Genomic DNA, 18,696 nt, shown 5'->3' with positions numbered 1-18,696 from the left:
TTTAACGCAGCAATCAGAACTTGTGCCGGATGCCGACGCGCACGGTGCTCTGCCGGTCGCTGGTGGAGGGCGTGAGATTGTTGATGGCCGCAACGGCCGCCGTACCCGTCGAGTCCGTGCCCGATGCTTTCTGATAAACGCCGATCAGATACACGTCGGTGCGCTTCGACAAGAAGTAATCCGCTCCTATCGCGCCTTGATAGTAGCGCGCGCCAGGGTTCGTCCCTGTCGACGCATCGACGCTGCCGCCGTGCGTATAGTCGAATGCCGCGCCGAGCAGGAATGCAGGCGTCACCTGGTACTTGAAGTTCACTTCCGCGTTATTGAACGTCGCGTTGCCGCGATAGCCGCGCGGATTCGGACCGGATTCGACCGTGTCGCCGAGATTCCTGAACTGCGTATTCGAATACGTTGCGCCGAACGTCGCCGCGCCGAACGCATAGGCCGCGCCCGCTGCAATCACCTGATACGTTCGCGCCGAAGCATAGCCGCTATACACCGGCGACGAAACGAAGTTCGTGCTTGCTGTCGCTGCCGTGCTCGCACCGTTGTCGCCGAAGAATCCGACATTCGGATTACGCGCATTCAGATAGCCGACTCCAAGCGAAAGCGGACCGTTCGCATAGCCGGCACCAAGCGACCACACCTGATTGCGCGACGCCTCACCCGCCACGCCGCCCAGGCTATACACGCCGCCGAACGTGAGGCCCGCGTAATTGGCGCTCGTGTACTTGAGCGCATTGTTCACGCGATACGCGTTGTTGATATTGTCGAGATCGCCCGGATGCGCGGCAATATAGCCGCCCCATTGATCGCCTGCTTCAAAGGGGCCGACATAATCGACAACAGAATCGTATTGGCGTCCAACCAGCACTGAGCCATACGCGCTCGACAGCCCCACATACGCCTGGCGTCCGAACATCAGCCCTTGCGTGCTACCGCGATTCTTCTGCCCCAGCGATCCGCTATTCAGATCGAAACCGTTTTCCAGCACGAAGAGCGCGGCGAGCCCGCCGCCGAGATCTTCCTTGCCGCGCAAACCCCAGCGGCTCGCCTGCATCACGCCGCTCGACACGTTGTACAGATTGTGGCCCCCTGAATTCGAGGTCCAGTTGAAACCATCATCGACGATACCGTACATCGTCACCGAACTCTGCGCGTACGCCGCGCCAGCGAATGCACACTCGACCAACGTCAATGCGGCCAATGCGGCTGCCAATTTGACTCTCATAGATTCGTCATCCCGTTCATCCCGACTGCTTCGATTGAATGACGCAGCGAATGATGACTGCGCCGCGGCTGTTACGCGGACCGCAATCTAAGTTCGCCTTTATGCGTGGTCAAATCAGTCAAATAGAACAGGTGCGATAAGCGTGTTTTATTTGCGGCTGCACGCACGCCGACAAAGGCACGAGCGACATGAATGCCATTTATGTCGCGCATTTTTGGCTTGAATTTGACGGTCTTTTCGCACGCTCCTATTGTTCGCCCATGTTTGTCTGATTCGCCAGGTCGCCCTGCCCGTCCCCATCATCGGGAAGCGGAAACTTCAACGTCTTGCTCAGCCCAATGCCATGAATCCTCACGCGACAGCCACGCTTTCCTCTTCCTCTCCCGTACGCAAGACAAGCACCGTCCGCCGCGCGGTGACGACGGCCGTGCTCGGCCAGATACTCGAGTGGTACGACTTCTTTCTCTACGGAACCGCGGCCGCGCTGGTATTCGGCAAGCTGTTCTTTCCCGTCGGCAGCGATCCGTTGACGGGCACGATCGCGGCATTCGGCGGATTCACGGTCGGCTTCATCGCACGGCCGGTCGGCGGTGTGCTGTGCGGCCATATCGGCGACCGCTACGGACGCAAGACGGTGATGATGCTCACGCTCCTGACGATGGGCGTCGCAACCATGTGTATGGGACTGCTGCCGACGTATCAACAGATCGGCATTGCAGCGCCCATCGGTCTCGTGCTGCTGCGCGTTCTTCAGGGGCTCGCAGCGGGCGGCGAATGGAGCGGCAGCATTCTGCTGATTCACGAAAGCGCGCCCGCATCGAGGCGCGGCGCACTGTCCGCCTGGAGCCCGAGCGGCGCGGCATTCGGCTTCGTGCTGTCGACAGCTGCGTTCCTGCTCGCGCAGACGCTGTCGCCCGACGACTTCCTCAGCTGGGGTTGGCGCGTGCCGTTCCTGTGCAGCGTGGTGCTCGTCGTGCTCGGCCTCTGGATGCGCCGCTCGGTCGAAGAAAGCGCCGAATTCGTCGCAGTGAAGGCGACACACCGCGAAAGCCGCATGCCGATCGTCGAAGTATTGCGCCGTTGCCCGCGTCAGGTGCTCACCGTGTTCGGTCTGCGCTTCGGCGAAGGCGGCGCGTCGTACATCTTCTTCGCGTTCTCGATTGCGTATGGTCAGTTTCTCGGCCTCAAGTCGACATGGATTCTCGGCGGGCTCACGCTGTCGATGCTGCTGATGATTCCCGTGTCGCTTCTGATGGGACATCTCACCGACAAGATCGGGCGCAAGCCGGTCTATCTCGTGGGTGCCATTGCAATGGTGCTGGTCGCGTATCCGTATTTCACGCTGCTCGCCTCCGGCGTGCTGTGGAAAGTGATTGCCGCGCTGATTCTCGCCAACAGCATCACGCTCGGCATTCTCGAAGGCGCGCAGCCCGCTTTCATCAGCGAACTGCTGCCCGTTCACCTGCGCTTCTCGGGACTCGGCATTGGACGCGAAATTTCGTCGGTGCTCGGCGGCGGCCTTTCTCCGATGATCGCAACCGCGCTGCTCGCTCACTATCGCAGCGCCACACCCGTCGCGATCTATCTCGTCGCACTTGCGCTGGTCACGGTGATCGCGACCTTGATCGCACCCGAAACCTTCCCACGCGCCGCACGGCTGCAGGCAAGACAGAGCGTCGAGCCCGTCACCGCCTGATCGATTGCTCCATTCAACTCAACACGTATTCATCATGCAAAGCCTCCATAGCATTTCGACGTACGCCCACGAGCCGCGCTTCATCGACCAGGGCGAGCCGTATCCCGAGTATGCCGGTCCCATTTCGCTCGATGTTCTGATCGAAGAAATCGAACGCCGCCGCGACGAGTTCGATCAGCTCTCCCATGTGCCGCGCGACATGATCGCGAAGATGAAACGCGCGGGCATCTACCGTGCAAGCACGCCGCGCCGTTTCGGCGGAGACGCACTGCCGCCGCCGCAGTTTCTCGCGATCCTCGAACGCATTGCGATCGCGGATGGCTCGACAGCATGGGTCGCCGCGTTCGGATCGGCGAATACGTACCTCGCGTCGCTGCCCGTCGAAACGCAACAGCAGATCTACGCGAAGGGACCGGACCAGGTTTTTGCGGGCGGTCTCTATCCGCTGCAACCTGCGTTTCAAGTGCCGGGCGGCTACAAGGTCAGCGGCCAGTGGCGGTTCGCGAGCGGCTGCAAAGGCGCGGACTGGATTGGCGTCGGCATTGGCGGCACACCCGCGAGTTCGGGCGATGCGGGCGCGGGCAAGCCCTTCACCGCCGTGTTTCCCGCGAGCGAGGTCGAGATCGTCGACAACTGGAACGTGGTCGGCATGCAGGGCACGGGCAGTCACGATCTGCGCTTGCGCGACAAGTTCGTCGATGCGCAATGGACCTTCGTGCGCGGCGGTAACGCGCTGATCGACGAGCCACTGTACCGCTACCCAGCCGTCGCGTATCAGGCGCAGGTGCATGCGGCCGTGAACGTCGGCCTGGCGCGCGCCGCGCTCGATCTCCTGACCGATATGTCCGGCGCGACAAAAACGACGACGGGCGCGCCGCGTCTCGCGGACCGGGGCTACTACCGCTCGGGTCTCTCGAAAGCGGAAGCGCAGTGGCGCAGCGCGCGTGCGTTCTTCTACGAGTCCTCGCAAGCCGCGTGGGACACGATTCTTGCCGGCAATCCCGTCACGCCGGACCAGGCGAATCTGATGCGCCTGAGCGCGACGCATGCGGCCCACGTATGCGCCGAAGTGGTGATGCAGGCCTATCAGATGGCGGGTATCGCCGCGATTTATCGCGAGAGCCGATTGCAGCGTCTGGTGCGCGACTCGATCGTCGTGACGCAGCATGCATTTCTCGGCGAGGGCACGTATGACGCGTCGGGCGCGCTGTTCGTCGGCATTCCGCCCGTCACGCCGTATCCGTGATGCAACGCGCGAACGAACACGAGGAGCAAGCGATGACGAACGAAGAGATGAAGCGGCGCTTTCGCGACGCGATGGCGTGCCTGCCCGCAGCCGTCAATGTCATTACGACCGACGGCCCAAGCGGACGCTGCGGTCTCACCGCGAGCGCCGTCTGCTCGGTGACCGACGAGCCGCCGACGATGCTCGTCTGTATCAACCAGGCCAGCTATATGCACGACGTGCTGCGCGAGAACCGCGACGTGTGCATCAACGTGCTTGCCGGCGAGTATCAGGACCTCGCGCGCGACTTCGCGGGCATGACATCGTGCCCGATGGACGAGCGCTTCGCACGCCACGCCTGGAAGCCAGGCCGCTCGGCCGTGCCCGTGCTTTCGCACGCCATTGCGAACCTCGAAGGCACGATCGTCGAACTCAAGAGCGTCGGGTCGCACTCGGTGATGTTCGTACGGATCGACGATATCTCGGTCAGTTCCGATGGCGATGGACTGATCTATTTCGCGCGGCAGTTTCATCGTCTCGTGCGGCCGGTTGCGGGCGCAGCGTCCGCTTCCACTCAATGCGCGAGGTAAGCGTGGAAGTCTGCTTCTTTCTGATTGGCGAAAGCAGTCACGCGCGCGGCGTGTTCGATCGAGCGAATATCTCCCGCTTGCAGTCGGCCGCGCATGACGTGGCGGGTTTGCGGCGCTTCGTGTCGCATCTTCCTGCCGTGCGCGACGAGCGCACAGCATTGGCACCGTTCTGCGTCACGCAATGGTATTTCGACGATCTCGAATGGCTCGAAGCCGCGCTGCAACCGGGCGGCGCAATACAGGCCGCCGCCGACAGCATCGCCGCAAGCATGGATGATTGCACGCTGTTCCAGCAGGCAATGGCCGTGCGCAAGTTCTCGACGCCGCATCCAATCGATGCACGAGAAGAACGTTGCACCTACCTCGTCAGCTATGAAGGTGAAGCGGACGACTTCAACGCATGGCTCACGCACTATCTGACGCATCATCCTCCGTTGATGACGCAACTGCCCGGCATTCGCGAACTGGAGATCTATACGCGCATCGACTATCGTTCGGCGTTGAAGCACGCGCGTGCGACGGCCATGCAACGCAACAAGGTCGTATTCGATGACGTCGCTTCACTCGACGCTGCGCTCGCGTCGCCCGTGCGTGCGCGAATGAAAGCGGACTTCGATTCGTTTCCGCCGTATAGCGGGACCACGCCACATTACCCGATGCACAGCATTTACGGTAATCTGACGCGCGAGTGAAAGCGCCGAACGCGGGCATGCGGGTTCGGTCCAACAGCGAGGCGCGTCCGACCGCATGCGGGTCGCGCGCCGCCACGGCCGGGTTCCGAACGACATGACAAAGACGCCCCCAGGCATCACGGACTTGAATCTTCTGCGCGTGTTTCTGGCCATCGCAGATCTGCGCAGCCTCACGGCGGCGGGCGCGCGGCTTGGGCTCACGCAACCTGCCGTCAGTCACGCGTTGCGCCGCTTGCGCACGCTGTTCGACGATCCCCTGTTCGTTCGCACGCCGACGGGCATGGTCCCCACCGACGCGGCTGTCCGCCTGCACGCGCCGCTCGCGCAGGCGTTCGGCATCATCAACGTCGCGGTTCAGCAACTAGCGAAGTTCGATCCCGCGACGGCACATCGCGTGTTCCGCGTGTCGATGTCGGACATGTCAGAGTTCTATTTTCTGCCGCCGCTGCTCGCGATGATCGACAGCACGGCGCCAGGCATACGCATCGAGGTCGCTAACTTCTCCGTGGATGCCGTGAGCGTCGCGATGCGAAGCGGCGAGATCGATCTCGCGCTCGGTTATGTGCCGGGACTGGACGCTGCCTGCATCAGCACGACACTGTTCGTCGACGAGCACGTGTGCGTGGTGCGCGCGGGGCATCCGCTGCGCAAGCGCAATCCGACCAAGGACGACCTTGCCGCGCTGCGTTACGTCTATGCGAGCACGAACGCAACCGGTCACCGGATGGTCGAGCAATGGCTGGAGGAATTGAATCTGCGCCGCGATATCGTGCTGCGGTTGCCGCATTTCGTGGTTGCGCCGGAGATCGTCCAGAACACCGACCTCGCTGTCATCTTTCCGAAAAGCATTGCGCAGCGGTTCAATCGAAACAAGGCATTCCGAATCCTGCCGTTGCCTTTTTCATTGCCACCGATTGAAATTCAGGTACATACGCACATGCAGTTTTCCGCCGACCCCGGCATTGCATGGTTGCGCGATGCGATCTGCGGCATGTTCTCGACTCAAGGTTCGAGATAGCCCTTCACGAGTTCGTGAATCTCAGCGAGGGTGTCGACGGCCGCATTCAGATCGAGTTCGCTGTTCGCTTGTGCCAACGCCATGACGTCCGTGAACGCTTCATCCTGTTCCTCGGCCATCATGCATAACTGGAACGGCGTGCACGCCCCGATGCTCTCCGGCTCATTCATGATTCTCTCCCCGCGCGATGGCGTGACGATGCGCTTTACTCATGCTCGGCTCGCGAGATGACCTGATCGGAATCGAGCACACAATCGGCAAGTTCCATCAGATTGCTCGCGAACGTGGAGGGTTTCCATTGCTCGACGCTCAGCCGCGCGCGGGCAGATAAGCGTTCGCGCAGCACATCGTCCAATGCCAGTGTTCGCATGCGCGCCGCGAGCATCTCCGCGTTGCCCGGCTCAACGACATAGCCGTTCGTCTCGTTCACAACAAGCTCACGCGCCACGCCGCAGGTATGCGTAACGATCGCCGTGCGCGACGCCGCGAATGCTTCGTTGATGCAGAGTCCCCATTGATCGAACTCGCTGGCGAGCACCACGAAATCGGCAAGGCCGTAAATCGCAGGCATTTCGCCGTTGGGCAGTGCATCGAGAAAGCGCACGCTCTTTTCGAGTTCGAGTCGCGATACGAGTGTTCTCAACATGGGCTCGTCTTGTCCCTGCCCGATCAGAACCAGCTCGATTGCATGGTCCGCGAGATGGGAACGCGCAAACGCATTGATGACGACATCGACGTTCTTGCGCGCCACGAAGCGGCTGACGCAGAGCACATAGCGCTGCGGCAAGCCACGCACACGACGAACGTCGTCGGCAGCAGCATGCGCAGCCGCTGCACGGCGCGAAAACTGGTCGACATCGATCACATCGAAACCGACTCGCGAACGCCAGCGCGGAATGCCGAGAGACTCCGCGTAGTCGCGATGCCTTTCTCCCGCGACCAGCGCGGCATCGAAGCGCCGCACCAGCCGGCGCTTCAGCCATTCCTTGACGCTGCTGCGCGGGCCGTCGTCGGCCTTCGAATCCGACATGTAGATCAGGCCAAACGGTCTCGTGAACCTTCTGACGAAACAGAGCCACAACGAGTACGGTGTGTCATAGCCCAACGTGACGACGACATCCGGCTCGATTTGCCGGATGATCGCAGTAAGACGCGCGAAGACATTCAGCCAGCGTCCGCCAGTATCGCTGACATCATTCTCCAGGGTGGTGACGCACTCGTGACGTTGCTCGAAAAACGACGCGCGCCGGGTTTGCGGAAACGAATAGAAACCCGACCGCCCGAATACTTCGACCAGAGAGACTTCGTCGCCACGCCTCCTCGCAAGCCGCATCAGCGCTTCATAGCGCGGCACGTGGTAGTCACCGAGGTGACCGATAACGAACAGCATCCGCATGACGTCCTCAAAACACCACTATTGGCAGAAACGCACGACGCGCGAACCCGTCGGGATGCCGTTATCGAATTGTTCTTCATTGCTCAGGCTACTGACGAACGCTGCGTCAGCGGCCACTTACTTTATTACGGGTGCGAGCTTACGTTTGTATGGATTGCCACTGACAACTGCAATCTGTCTATTAAAGGCTGTTCGCCGCACTACAATCCGCGTTCGAACCGGGAGAACTACGCTCTATTAAAGGACGGCTCACAAATATAGACTGGTTTTCGTGCTTATCCGGAAGCGGCCACTTTAATATTTTTTCGCGAAAAAGGACGATTATCTTTCAAACAGTAAGAAAACGACTGGTGTAATAGCAAGCGTCAACAAGCCGAGGCTACTTCATCAGTTCGACTACGGCTCTCGGGGACAACACCAAGAAAAAAAGGACGATCGCAATCATATGAACACGTCGTCATTCGGGCTTTTTCGATTGTCCCGCTATGTCCTGTTTCTTCCTTGCATGTGCTTCATTCTCATCGGGACGGCACGCGCGTCATCCGCCGATTGCAGTGCGGGCACGCTCGTGACAGTTGTCGCACACCTCGATGACGATCTGCTGTTCGTTGAGCCCGCAATCAGCGAGCGACTGCGCGCGGGATGGTGCGTCACCACCGTTCATCTGATTGGCGGCGCCAATGGAGCGAATTTCGCCTACGTGCAAAAGCGTGAGGAAGCCTCGCGACTGGCTTATGCGCGTCTTGCCGGAGTCGGGAATACGTGGGACGAAGCGACAGTGCAAATTGCGGGAAAGCCGGTGTCCCAGCTCACATTGAAAGCGCAACCGCGCGTGCGGCTTCTCGAACTCAGGCTTCCCGGCGGCGCGGTCCGCGGCGGCCGCGTGCCGCTTGCCCTGCTTTGGGATCAGGGCGCAACGCTCACAACCTTTCCGATGGGACATGCAGAACTGCCGGCAACGCGTTACACACGCGATTCGCTTTCCGTCGTCCTCAAAACGATACTGCAGGACGCGACGCGAATCGCCACGCTGAACCCTGACACAGTGCCCTTCATCGAGCATCCCGACCATATCTACGCCGCCCGCATGACGCGCCATGTCGCGCAAACGTTAGGGCGCGCTATTCCCATTGCCTTCTACACAACGTATCCGACAGGAACCTGGCCCGCGACGCTGTTCGGCGAAGAAGCGCAACGCAAGCGCGACATAGCGGCCAGCTACTTCTCGATCGACGGTGGCGATATCGCGCATGTGTTCGGCGAGTACCAATGGGACGGCAACTGGGTTTTGCGCAACTATTTGCGCGACGACACCACGCTTCATACAAAGCCGGATTTCGTCGCCATTCCCTCTGTGCTCTTTAATACCGGTTCCAGTCAATGCCTGACTTCGCGAGGCAATGCGCGCAGCCCTGAACTCGCGGATTGCGATGAGTCGGCCAGCCAGCAATGGAAATGGGAACCGCGCGCTGCGTACGCGGGCAACCAGCACAATGCGGCACTCGTCTCCGTCTCGACGGGGCAATGCGTCGCCGAACACGACGGCAGACTCGCGGAAGAACCATGTGAAGAATGGAATGTGTCGCAACGCTGGACACCGTGGGACTTTGGTCTGATATTCACGCCCTCGCGTCGCTGCCTTGGCGCAGAGAACAACCGCCTTCATATCAGGGGATGCGCGTCCATGACGACGCGCTACCGCTGGTCCACAATGCGTCCGTCATGGTCGACGGACTTGCGTCTCACGGGCGCAATGTACGGCGACGTGACGGGCGACGGTACGCTCTCGGCCGTCTACGTGCAAAGACGTTCCGACGGCCCCGGCTTCGACGTCTATGTTCAGACTTCAATCTTGGGCAAACCTGAAGAGCCCGAGAACTGGTACGCGAATGCCGTGCGCTTCGATAGCCGCGCGACGATGCCGACATGCGGTGCCGATACGTTGTGTTTCGACAGCGCGCGCTTTCTGACTGGCGACTTCGATGGCGACGGCCGGGCAGATCTCATGGTCGTCACGCCGAGAAACGGCGGCTCTGCCTTCTGGTTGTTGCACAGCAATGGCAATCACTTTTCCGCACCCGTTCTCTGGTTTCAGAGCGACAAAAGCCTTCCCGCGGAACGCGTGCAGCAGTACCTTGCCTTTTCGACCAAAGAAACATCGCGCGAAAAGATCCTTGTTGCAGTGCAAAGATCAGACAAAGCTGTCGATCTATGGACGATCAGCGCCGATCAAGCCGGGCAGATCCAGCAGACAAAAGTCAAAGGTACGAACTATTTGAAGTCCAACGTGCAACTGCTCACCGTAGGCAGCACTCGCAAAGACACGGCAACGTTCATCGCCATCCAATCTGCCGACGATTACCGTCGCCTGGCCGTCACGGCACTCAGCGTCGAGAAGGAGCGCTGGAGCTTTGGCGTAACATCTCTTCTGCCGTCTCAATTCCAGCGCGACACCACCCGCTTTACGCTCGACGCCAGCGCCGACGCAACGATTGTGATGACCGTGCCGCATTTCCAGGAGCCCGGCGGCGTGGATGTATGGAAGTGGAACGTACAGCATCGCGAGACCGCACCCGTTTTACTCGCCTATCTGCGCGATCTCCGGTGGCAGGACGCCGCGCCTGCCCTGCTTCGCGATAACAACCGCACTGCACTCGTCTTCTACGAACGAACGGACGCCGTACTCGCCAACACGCTCTTCTCGGCGGGCACTGCCGCCCTGTCGCGATACGCGTTCGACGGAAACAATTTCCAAAGTATTCCGATGGAAGGTTTTCCGTTGTCAGCCGTTTACTCGGAAACGCTCTGGCTCGATCGCCTGGTTCAATAGAGACATTGCAGTCGCACTCGGATGAGGACTGCTCTCATCATCATTTGCTCGACGAAAATGGAAAAGTTCTCTGAACGAGTACCCGTGTCCAGCAACACCTAGTGCTTGACCGAATCGCAATGTGTCGATTGGCTATGGTATATGCACATATGTCGATTGCGACATTGACGATTGACACAGGCAACCGTACGCTGCAGAAAAGACGAGAGACACGGCTCTCCAAGATCACGCCCCATTCGAGACGGTGAAAAGTGCGGATACTACAGGTCGTCTATGCGCCACGTTTGTCTGGTGCGGAGATTCTGGCAAAGGGTCTCGCGATCCAGCACAGGGAGAGTGGCCACGAAGTCTGCATCGCGTCGATGCAGCCGCAAATGGCGGATTTCGATCATAGCCGCAGCGAACTCGCGGCAGCCGACGTACTGTGCGACTTTCCCGCTTCTCCGCAAGGACGTATTGGGCGTCTCATGCATCTATGGCGCTGTATACGGCAATTCCGACCGGACGTGATCATTGCCCACGCGACGCTAGCCGCACTCTATGTGCGTCTTCTTCCCAATGCCGCGCCCGTCGTGTATGTAATGCACTCGGGCTCCAATGACTTCGCGAACCCGAAACTAAGGTGGGCGGAGCGCGTGCTTTCGCATCGCGCGAAGGCCGTGGTCGGCGTCTCGTCGCAGAATACGCTCGACTATCTGCGCGAAGTTGGGCCACATCCACTCGTAACGGTGATTCCCAACGGCGTGGATCTGCCGCGCTTTCAAACTGCAACTTCCGCTTTTGTCGATTGCGGCGCTTCACAGCAGATCGTTCAACTGGGCCGCTACGTCGTCGACAAAGGGCAACTGGAAACCATTCACGCGTTTGAAATCGTGCTGCAACAGGAGCCTGACGCGCGGCTGGTGTTGTATGGCGTCGTCGAAGATCCCGCTTATCACGATATGGCCATGAAACTCGTGCAACGTTTGAACCTGGATGACCGGGTGACGCTGTGCGGTCCCGCGTCGAATGTCGCGGCGATTCTGCAGACCTCGCAAGTCTTTGCGATGCCGTCACTCAGAGAGGCACATAGCATCGGCTTTCTCGAAGCACTGGCGTCGGGTATTCCCGTTGTCGCGAGCCGCATTGCGGCATTCGAATTTGCCCGCGATTTTCCGGGCGTATCGCTCGTCGACACGAAAGATCCTTCCACCTATGCGCGCGCATTGCTGCACGCGTTGCGTGTGCCCCGCGCGTATCGCGCGCTGGACGGCTATACGTTGCACGACACGGCAGAGAACTACCTGAAGATCGCGCAAGCCATTTACAAAGCGAGAGGCATTGCCACGGAGTCGTCGATATCGGCGCTGGAGAGCAACGAATCATCGATGTGAGCGTGGGAACAAGATCTCTCCTTCAAATGTTTTGCTATTAGATACACGCCCCACGGAACCGACATGAGCCTCACATCCAACCAGCAGGACAGCTTCGGCAGCGCGCTCCATATGCTGGTGAGCCAGCAACGCAACACGCTGCGGACCCTACTCGCGCTCTCGGACACAACGCGCCACCACGACGCCGCGTCCGCCCGCGCGGCACTGGCCGAGATCTTTCACGCCGCCGCGCAATGCCATTCGACCTATCAGGCGATGCTCGTCGAGATCATGGCGACGCAGAAGGAAGGCTGTGTTTCGCGCGAAAACTGAAAAGACGTTAGCCAACCGTCAGCGAGTGATCTGCAGATTGCGCGCAAGAGTGTGAATGCGCGATTGACTGTCAATGGGGGAGCACGGCTGTTCTTCGAAAATACATCGCGTTGCGTGCGCTCGCCCACATTCGCTGATCAATTTATCGAGGCAGCATAACCTGTTAGCGAGCGCACTGGAGCCTTCCTCGCATAGGTATCGCGCGGAATGCTTCCCGTATCGGAGTCGGTCCTCGAGGTTCTGGTCCTGTTCATTCAGGTTGGGGAAGAAATGATGTCGACACGTCCGGCTCCAAGACCCGAAACGCAAGCTTCCGACGGCACGGACGTCATTCCCCGGCGACTGCGGCGCGTCGCTGTCGTGCTGTTCGACGGCTTCGACCTGCTGAGCGCCAGTGTCATCGCCAATGCACTCGAAGCCGCGAGTGAGTTGTCGGCGCGCGGTCCCATCCAGTGGCTCTATCAGATCACCACGCTTTCCGACCACGACGGGTATATCGCCAGTTCCGCCGCGTTGCTCGTTAGCGCGGAAGCATTCGATACGCACGCCGGCGACGAATTCGATGCGATCTTTGCGATTGTCGGCGCCGACGCGTGCATCGACTCGCGCTCAGTGCCGCTGATTGCATGGATGAACCGCGCGCGCTCGAAGGCGGCCGACGTGCGGATCGTCGGCGCGCCGCTCCCCGGTCTCGATGGTCACACGTGCAGCGAATCGAATGAACAGGAGCGCGATTCGCAAGCGAGCGCGGCGCGCCATTCCGGGGAATGCAAGACGAGATCGCAAAGCCTTCACGACGCGCTCACAGGCGCGCTGAAGCTGATTCGCCGCGACATGGGCGACGGCATGGCGCGCCGCGTGGCCGAACGTCTGTCGATCTGCTCGCACGACGTGCTCAACGCGATCTTCGAGGACGTGGTTGGCAACACGCCGGCGGAGAAGGTGCGCGTGGCCGCGCACTGGTTGCAGGACAACTGCCGCCGCCAGGTCACGATAGAAGACGCGGCACAGGTCGCCGCGATGAGCGAACGCAGCCTCCTGCGTCACTTCAGAAGCGAACTCGGCATGACGCCATCCGACTATCTGATGCATGCGCGGCTCCAGGTCGTCTGCAATCTGCTGATCGAAACCGACCTGCCCGTCGACAAGGTAGCGAAGCGCGCCGGCCTGACCAGCGGCGACCATCTAGCGCGCAGCTTCCGGCGGCATATGAAAACGTCGCCGACCGAGTATCGTGCGCAGCGCAGGCTCCAATGCTGAATCGCGCGCTATCCCCTGCCCCGTAGCGAATTCGCCAGGATACAACACCTGTTTGTTGCCGCTTTTTTACCGGGCGCACGCTGCGGTATGCTGGCGGCTTTTCGACTTTTCGAATCACGATGTCAGACGAATACGAAGTGCACGGCCTACATGATCATGCGATCGAGCATGCAGGCGGCCACGGTGGCGACAGCAACGCTTCGCGCCTCGCTGTCATGACGGCCATCCTGGCGAGCGTCGGCGCGATTGCCGCGTATCAGAGCGGAGCCAACGAAAACCAGGCGCTCGTCTTTAAGAATGAGGCCTCGATACTCAAGACGGAAGCCGCGAACCAGTGGGCCTACTATCAGGCCAAGGGCGAAAAGCAGAATCTCGCCGAGCTGGGCGCCGCGCTGACCGATCCGGCGTCACCTACGCACGCGAAGTTCGTCACCGACACGCAGCGCTACAAGACCGAGAAGGAACCGATTCGACAGCAGGCGGAGACGCTCGAAAAGCAGGTGACCGAGGACAATGAAGTGAGCGAGTCGTTGCAGCATCAGCATCACCGCTGGGCGCAGGCGACAACGCTAATTCAGGTCTCCATCGCGCTCGCCGCGATCACGCTGCTCACGAAAAAGCGCTGGCTGCAAAAGCTCACGATCGGCATGGCCGTCGTGGCAGTTGGTCTTTTTGCCACCGCGTTGATGGGCTGGTAAGCACGCGGCTCATTGAATCGCGTTGAGCTTGCGCCACAGCGTGGTCTTGCTGATACCGAGTGCCTTGCACGCGGCGTCGCGGTCGCCTCCGCACGCAACCAGCATCGCGCGTATTTCGTCCGCCTGGACATGACGGCTGCGCTCGCGCAACGTCAACGCATCCTTCTTTTGCGACACCGAGGACGCGACCAGTTCGGGCGCGACGACATCGAGCATCTCGCGCGTGAACACGTCAGCGGTGTCGCCTTCCGCGTCGGCCAGTTCGACGGCGATCCGCTCGATCACGTTCTGCAACTCGCGCACATTGCCGGGCCACGCATAAAGGCGCAACGGCTCGCCGATCTGCGCGAGCACGCGCGTCGCGGCCTGCAAATCAGGGACGCGCGCCACCAGCCTCGGCTCGCGCGCGGCGGCCTGCAACAGGAGTTCGGCGGCAAGCGGCAATACGTCCGTCGTACGCTCGCGCAACGGCGGCAGTGCAATGCTCAGAATGTTCAACCGATAGTAGAGATCGGCGCGGAACGTCCCAGCCTCGACACCCTCCGTCAGTGCGCGGTGCGTCGCGGCGACGACGCGTATGTCGACACGCGTCGGTTCCGTCGAACCGAGCCGCACCACTTCGCGTTCCTGCAACACGCGTAGCAGCCTGCTTTGCAGCGGCAACGGCATCTCGGCGATTTCATCGAGAAACAGCGTGCCGCGGTGCGCGGCCTCGATCAAACCCGCCTTGCCGCCCTTGCGCGCGCCCGTGAACGCGCCTTCCTCATATCCGAACAGCTCGCTTTCCAGCAAGGCCTCCGGAAACGCGCCGCAATTGATCGCGACGAAGGCGAAGTCGCGCCGCGCGCTCAGCCGATGCATGCTCTGCGCGACCATTTCCTTGCCGGTGCCGCTTTCGCCGAGGATCAGCACGGTCGCGTCAGATTTTGCGTAGCGCCGCACCAGCGTGCGCACGCGCTCGATCGATGGACATTCGCCGACCAGATCGTCGAGCCGGTAGCGCGCGGTGAACTGCTGCCCGCGCTGCCGCGAACGCAGCGTGCGGTCGAGCCGTTCGACGGCACGCGATTCCTGGAACGTCAGCACCGTGCCCGCCGCGTGACCCGCGCCCGCCAGCGGCCCGCGATGCACGAGATAGCTCGTGCCGCGCACGGACACCAGCGTATCGCCGTCGGCATCGGGCAGCGCGCTGGCGAGATCCGGCGCGAGCTTCTGCAACGGCACGCCCGCGGCCCTCGCGGCGTCGATGCCGAGCACGTCCGCAAGCCGTTGATTGATCGCTTCGACGCGTCCCTGCGCGTCGAGCGCGACGACGCCATCGCGCAGGTGCTGCAACAGGTTATCGAGGCGCTGACGCCGCACGCCCTCGGCGCGCGTAGCCTGCGCGACTTCGAGAGCGGTATCGAATGCGCTGCGCACCGACGTGCGCGAGTACAGAAACACAGCGCCCATGCCCGCGCGCTCCGCGAGATCGGTCACGTGCCCAGGCCCGACCACGGCATCGACGCCACGTTCGTGCAGCTCTCGCACGCAGTTCTCCGCGTCTTCCGTCGAGCGGTATGACGCGAAGATCACGTCGATGCCGTAAGCGGCCGTGAAGCGCTTCACCTCGTCGTGCGTTTCGCCGTGCGTGACGAGCGCCACCGAATCGCCGTCGCGCCGCGCGCGGGCGAGCGCCTGCATCACGTCGAAGCCCGTCGGCGTGATTGCGACGACGGGCACGTTGACGCGCCCTTTCAGATACGCGGCATTCGAGCCGCCTGCGACGATCACGTCGGGACGCTCGGCGCCCGCGGCGTCGATTTCCTGCATGGCGTCGTCGAAGCCGCGCGCGACGACGCGCAGTTCCGCACGGCCCGCGTACTCGCTGGCGATATCGACGAACAGGTCGCGCAAGCGGCTGATGCCCATCGCCCAGATGCGCGGGCGTGGGTTCGAGACGGTGGAAGGCGTGCTCATCGAAGCGATCCGGTTCAAAAGCGGCGGGACTCTCCATTATGCGCGCCAAATTTCATAACAGAAACCGCCGATTTCATTTTTGAAATTTCTACGAACGTCCGTGCGGATGTGTGCCTCGCAAAATCAGAGACTTAGCGATGCGACGCTGCATGGCACGCCACTTGCAGATAAAGCCGTACAAACAACGGAGCCTCACAGTGAACTCAGCCAAACAACCCACCAGCGCCGGCGCGGCATTCCGCCTGGCTGTTGCAGAAGGACAACCGCTGCAGGTCGTCGGCGCGATCAACGCGTACGTCGCAAAGATGGCCGAAGCCGTCGGCTTCAAGGCGCTGTATCTGTCGGGCGGCGGCGTCGCCGCAAACTCACTTGGCGTACCCGACCTCGGCATCAGCACGATGGACGACGTATTGACGGACGCCCGCCGCATCACCGACGCCACCAACCTGCCGCTGCTCGTCGATATCGACACGGGCTGGGGCGGCGCTTTCAATATCGGACGCACGGTCCGCTCGTTCATCAAGGCGGGCGTCGCGGCCGTTCATCTCGAAGACCAGGTCGGCCAGAAGCGCTGCGGGCATCGCCCGAACAAGGAAGTCGTCGCGACGGAAGAGATGGTGGATCGCGTGAAAGCCGCTGTCGATGCGCGCACCGACGACCAGTTCGTCATCATGGCCCGCACCGACGCGGCCGCCGCCGAAGGCATCGATGCAGCGATCGAGCGGGCCGTCGCGTATGTCGAAGCAGGCGCGGACATGATCTTCCCCGAAGCGATGAAAACGCTCGACGACTACCGCCGCTTCAAGGCCGCTGTGAAGGTGCCGATTCTCGCGAACCTGACCGAGTTCGGCGCAACGCCGTTCTTCACGACGACGGAACTGCGCGAAGCGAACGTCGACATTGCGCTGTACTGCTGCGGCGCGTATCGCGCGATGAACGCGGCAGCGCTCAACTTCTACGAGACCGTGCTGCGCGACGGCACGCAAAAGGCCGCCGTCCCGACGATGCAAACGCGCGACGATCTCTACAAATACCTTGGCTATCACGCGTACGAGGACAAGCTCGACGCGCTGTTCGCCGCACACAAGTAATGGCACCTGGAGGAAGACACATGAGCGAAGCAGACAACGGCGCAACGAGCGCGGGCGCATTCAAGCCGAAGAAATCCGTGGCCCTGTCGGGCGTGACGGCGGGCAACACTGCGCTGTGCACGGTCGGCAAGACGGGTAACGACCTGCACTACCGCGGCTACGACATTCTCGATCTCGCGGGCGCCTGCGAATTCGAGGAGATCGCGCATCTGCTCGTGCACGGCAAGCTGCCCAACGTCGCCGAACTCGCCGCTTACAAGAAGAAGCTCAAAGCGCTGCGCGGCCTGCCCGCGAACGTGAAGGCCGCGCTCGAATGGATTCCCGCCGCCGCGCATCCGATGGACGTGATGCGTACAGGCGTGTCCGTGTTGGGCACCGTGCTGCCGGAAAAAGACGATCACAACCTGCCGGGCGCCCGCGATATCGCCGACAAGCTGATGGCCTCGCTCGGCTCGATGCTGCTGTACTGGTACCACTACTCGCACAACGGCAAGCGGATCGAAGTCGAAACCGACGACGATTCGATCGGCGGCCACTTCCTGCATCTGCTGCATGGCGTGGAGCCGCCGAAGTCATGGGTCGATGCGATGCATGTGTCGCTGAATCTCTACGCTGAACATGAATTCAATGCGTCGACGTTCACGGGCCGCGTGATCGCGGGCACGGGCTCGGACATGTATTCGGCCATCACGGGCGCGATCGGCGCGCTGCGCGGGCCGAAGCACGGCGGCGCCAACGAGGTCGCATTCGAGATCCAGTCGCGCTACCAGACGCCGGATGAGGCAGAAGCCGACATCCGCCGCCGCGTCGAGAACAAGGAAGTCGTGATCGGCTTCGGCCATCCTGTGTACACGATCTCCGATCCGCGCAACAAGGTGATCAAGGAAGTGGCGAAGAAGCTGTCGAAAGAAGCGTCGAACACGAAGCTGTTCGATATCGCCGAGCGGCTTGAAAGCGTGATGTGGGACGTCAAGAAGATGTTCCCGAATCTCGACTGGTTCAGCGCGGTGTCGTATCACATGATGGGCGTGCCGACGGCAATGTTCACGCCGCTCTTCGTGATCTCGCGCACGTCCGGCTGGGCCGCGCACATCATCGAGCAGCGCGTCGACAACAAGATCATTCGACCCAGCGCAAATTACACGGGTCCGGACGATCTCGCGTTCGTGCCGCTTTCGAAGCGCGCCTGAACGAGCAACTCGACTCCTGGAAGTGCGGTGCGAGAGCCGCAATCCTGTTCGGCCTTGGTTCGGCATACCCGCGAGCCAAGGCTGCTTTTTATGCGCTTTTTATGTTTGCGCCGCTACACCCGGCACCCGCTGAAG

General features: G+C 61.3%; 16 protein-coding genes. 12 read left to right on the top strand and 4 right to left on the bottom strand.

Features of this window, described 5'->3' with window-relative positions:
• Nucleotides 1–13 precede the first annotated feature (13 nt).
• Complete coding sequence (locus tag C2L64_RS36245; RefSeq protein WP_007589374.1) at nt 14–1,219, bottom strand: porin; 1,206 nt, start codon at nt 1,217–1,219, stop codon at nt 14–16.
• Nucleotides 1,220–1,574: 355 nt separating this feature from the next.
• Here C2L64_RS36245 and C2L64_RS36240 point away from each other — a divergent pair, with 355 nt between their 5' ends.
• The 5 genes from C2L64_RS36240 to C2L64_RS36220 all read left to right on the top strand — a co-directional run bounded on the left by C2L64_RS36240 (nt 1,575) and on the right by C2L64_RS36220 (nt 6,452).
• On the top strand, nt 1,575–2,927 hold the full coding sequence (locus tag C2L64_RS36240; protein ID WP_039901689.1) for an MFS transporter: 1,353 nt from the start codon (nt 1,575–1,577) through the stop codon (nt 2,925–2,927).
• A 34-nt stretch (nt 2,928–2,961) separates the two neighbouring features.
• Nucleotides 2,962–4,173 (top strand): acyl-CoA dehydrogenase family protein, encoded by a 1,212-nt coding sequence (locus C2L64_RS36235; RefSeq protein ID WP_007589376.1) that lies wholly within the window; start codon nt 2,962–2,964, stop codon nt 4,171–4,173.
• A 32-nt stretch (nt 4,174–4,205) separates the two neighbouring features.
• Nucleotides 4,206–4,742: a 4-hydroxyphenylacetate 3-monooxygenase, reductase component gene (hpaC, locus tag C2L64_RS36230; RefSeq protein WP_039901698.1), complete on the top strand. Its 537-nt coding sequence runs from the start codon at nt 4,206–4,208 to the stop codon at nt 4,740–4,742.
• 2 nt (nt 4,743–4,744) lie between these two features.
• Nucleotides 4,745–5,434 carry an EthD family reductase gene (locus C2L64_RS36225; protein ID WP_039901690.1) on the top strand — a complete coding sequence of 230 codons (690 nt, stop codon included), beginning with the start codon at nt 4,745–4,747 and terminating at the stop codon, nt 5,432–5,434.
• A 94-nt stretch (nt 5,435–5,528) separates the two neighbouring features.
• Nucleotides 5,529–6,452 carry a LysR family transcriptional regulator gene (locus tag C2L64_RS36220; protein ID WP_176133777.1) on the top strand — a complete coding sequence of 308 codons (924 nt, stop codon included), beginning with the start codon at nt 5,529–5,531 and terminating at the stop codon, nt 6,450–6,452.
• On the opposite strand, the gene C2L64_RS36215 is transcribed toward C2L64_RS36220, so the two are convergent.
• Nucleotides 6,437–6,622 (bottom strand): hypothetical protein, encoded by a 186-nt coding sequence (locus tag C2L64_RS36215; protein ID WP_007589385.1) that lies wholly within the window; start codon nt 6,620–6,622, stop codon nt 6,437–6,439. The genes C2L64_RS36220 and C2L64_RS36215 overlap by 16 nt on opposite strands.
• 35 nt (nt 6,623–6,657) lie before the next feature.
• Nucleotides 6,658–7,848, bottom strand: coding sequence for a glycosyltransferase family 4 protein (locus C2L64_RS36210; protein WP_007733085.1), 1,191 nt, complete (start codon nt 7,846–7,848; stop codon nt 6,658–6,660).
• 445 nt (nt 7,849–8,293) lie between these two features.
• Here C2L64_RS36210 and C2L64_RS36205 point away from each other — a divergent pair, with 445 nt between their 5' ends.
• The 5 genes from C2L64_RS36205 (at nt 8,294) to C2L64_RS36185 (ending at nt 14,321) form a co-directional block, all read left to right on the top strand.
• Nucleotides 8,294–10,678, top strand: a complete 2,385-nt coding sequence (locus C2L64_RS36205) for an RICIN domain-containing protein (RefSeq protein ID WP_007589387.1) — start codon at nt 8,294–8,296, stop codon at nt 10,676–10,678.
• A 251-nt stretch (nt 10,679–10,929) separates the two neighbouring features.
• Nucleotides 10,930–12,051: a glycosyltransferase family 4 protein gene (locus C2L64_RS36200; protein WP_007589388.1), complete on the top strand. Its 1,122-nt coding sequence runs from the start codon at nt 10,930–10,932 to the stop codon at nt 12,049–12,051.
• A 63-nt stretch (nt 12,052–12,114) separates the two neighbouring features.
• Nucleotides 12,115–12,363 (top strand): hypothetical protein, encoded by a 249-nt coding sequence (locus C2L64_RS36195; RefSeq protein ID WP_007589389.1) that lies wholly within the window; start codon nt 12,115–12,117, stop codon nt 12,361–12,363.
• A gap of 207 nt (nt 12,364–12,570) precedes the next feature.
• Nucleotides 12,571–13,623, top strand: coding sequence for a helix-turn-helix domain-containing protein (locus C2L64_RS36190; protein WP_007589390.1), 1,053 nt, complete (start codon nt 12,571–12,573; stop codon nt 13,621–13,623).
• 119 nt (nt 13,624–13,742) lie between these two features.
• A complete protein-coding gene (locus C2L64_RS36185) occupies nt 13,743–14,321 on the top strand; it encodes a DUF4337 domain-containing protein (protein WP_007589391.1) in 579 nt (192 codons plus the stop codon).
• Between the two features lie 9 nt (nt 14,322–14,330).
• Here C2L64_RS36185 and prpR read toward each other — a convergent pair whose 3' ends face one another.
• A complete protein-coding gene (gene prpR, locus C2L64_RS36180; protein ID WP_090835072.1) occupies nt 14,331–16,280 on the bottom strand; it encodes a propionate catabolism operon regulatory protein PrpR in 1,950 nt (649 codons plus the stop codon).
• A 149-nt stretch (nt 16,281–16,429) separates the two neighbouring features.
• Between prpR and prpB the strand changes: the two genes are divergently transcribed.
• The gene (prpB, locus tag C2L64_RS36175; protein ID WP_176133778.1) at nt 16,430–17,371 is read left to right on the top strand and encodes a methylisocitrate lyase; all 942 of its coding nucleotides are present in this window, start codon (nt 16,430–16,432) and stop codon (nt 17,369–17,371) included.
• A 20-nt stretch (nt 17,372–17,391) separates the two neighbouring features.
• Nucleotides 17,392–18,561, top strand: coding sequence for a bifunctional 2-methylcitrate synthase/citrate synthase (gene prpC / locus C2L64_RS36170; RefSeq protein WP_007589394.1), 1,170 nt, complete (start codon nt 17,392–17,394; stop codon nt 18,559–18,561).
• The last annotated feature ends 135 nt before the right edge of the window (nt 18,562–18,696 follow it).

The organism is Paraburkholderia hospita, assembly GCF_002902965.1.
GTDB classification, from domain to species: Bacteria; Pseudomonadota; Gammaproteobacteria; order Burkholderiales; family Burkholderiaceae; genus Paraburkholderia; species Paraburkholderia hospita.
This window is presented reverse-complemented; position numbering and strand designations above follow the sequence as displayed.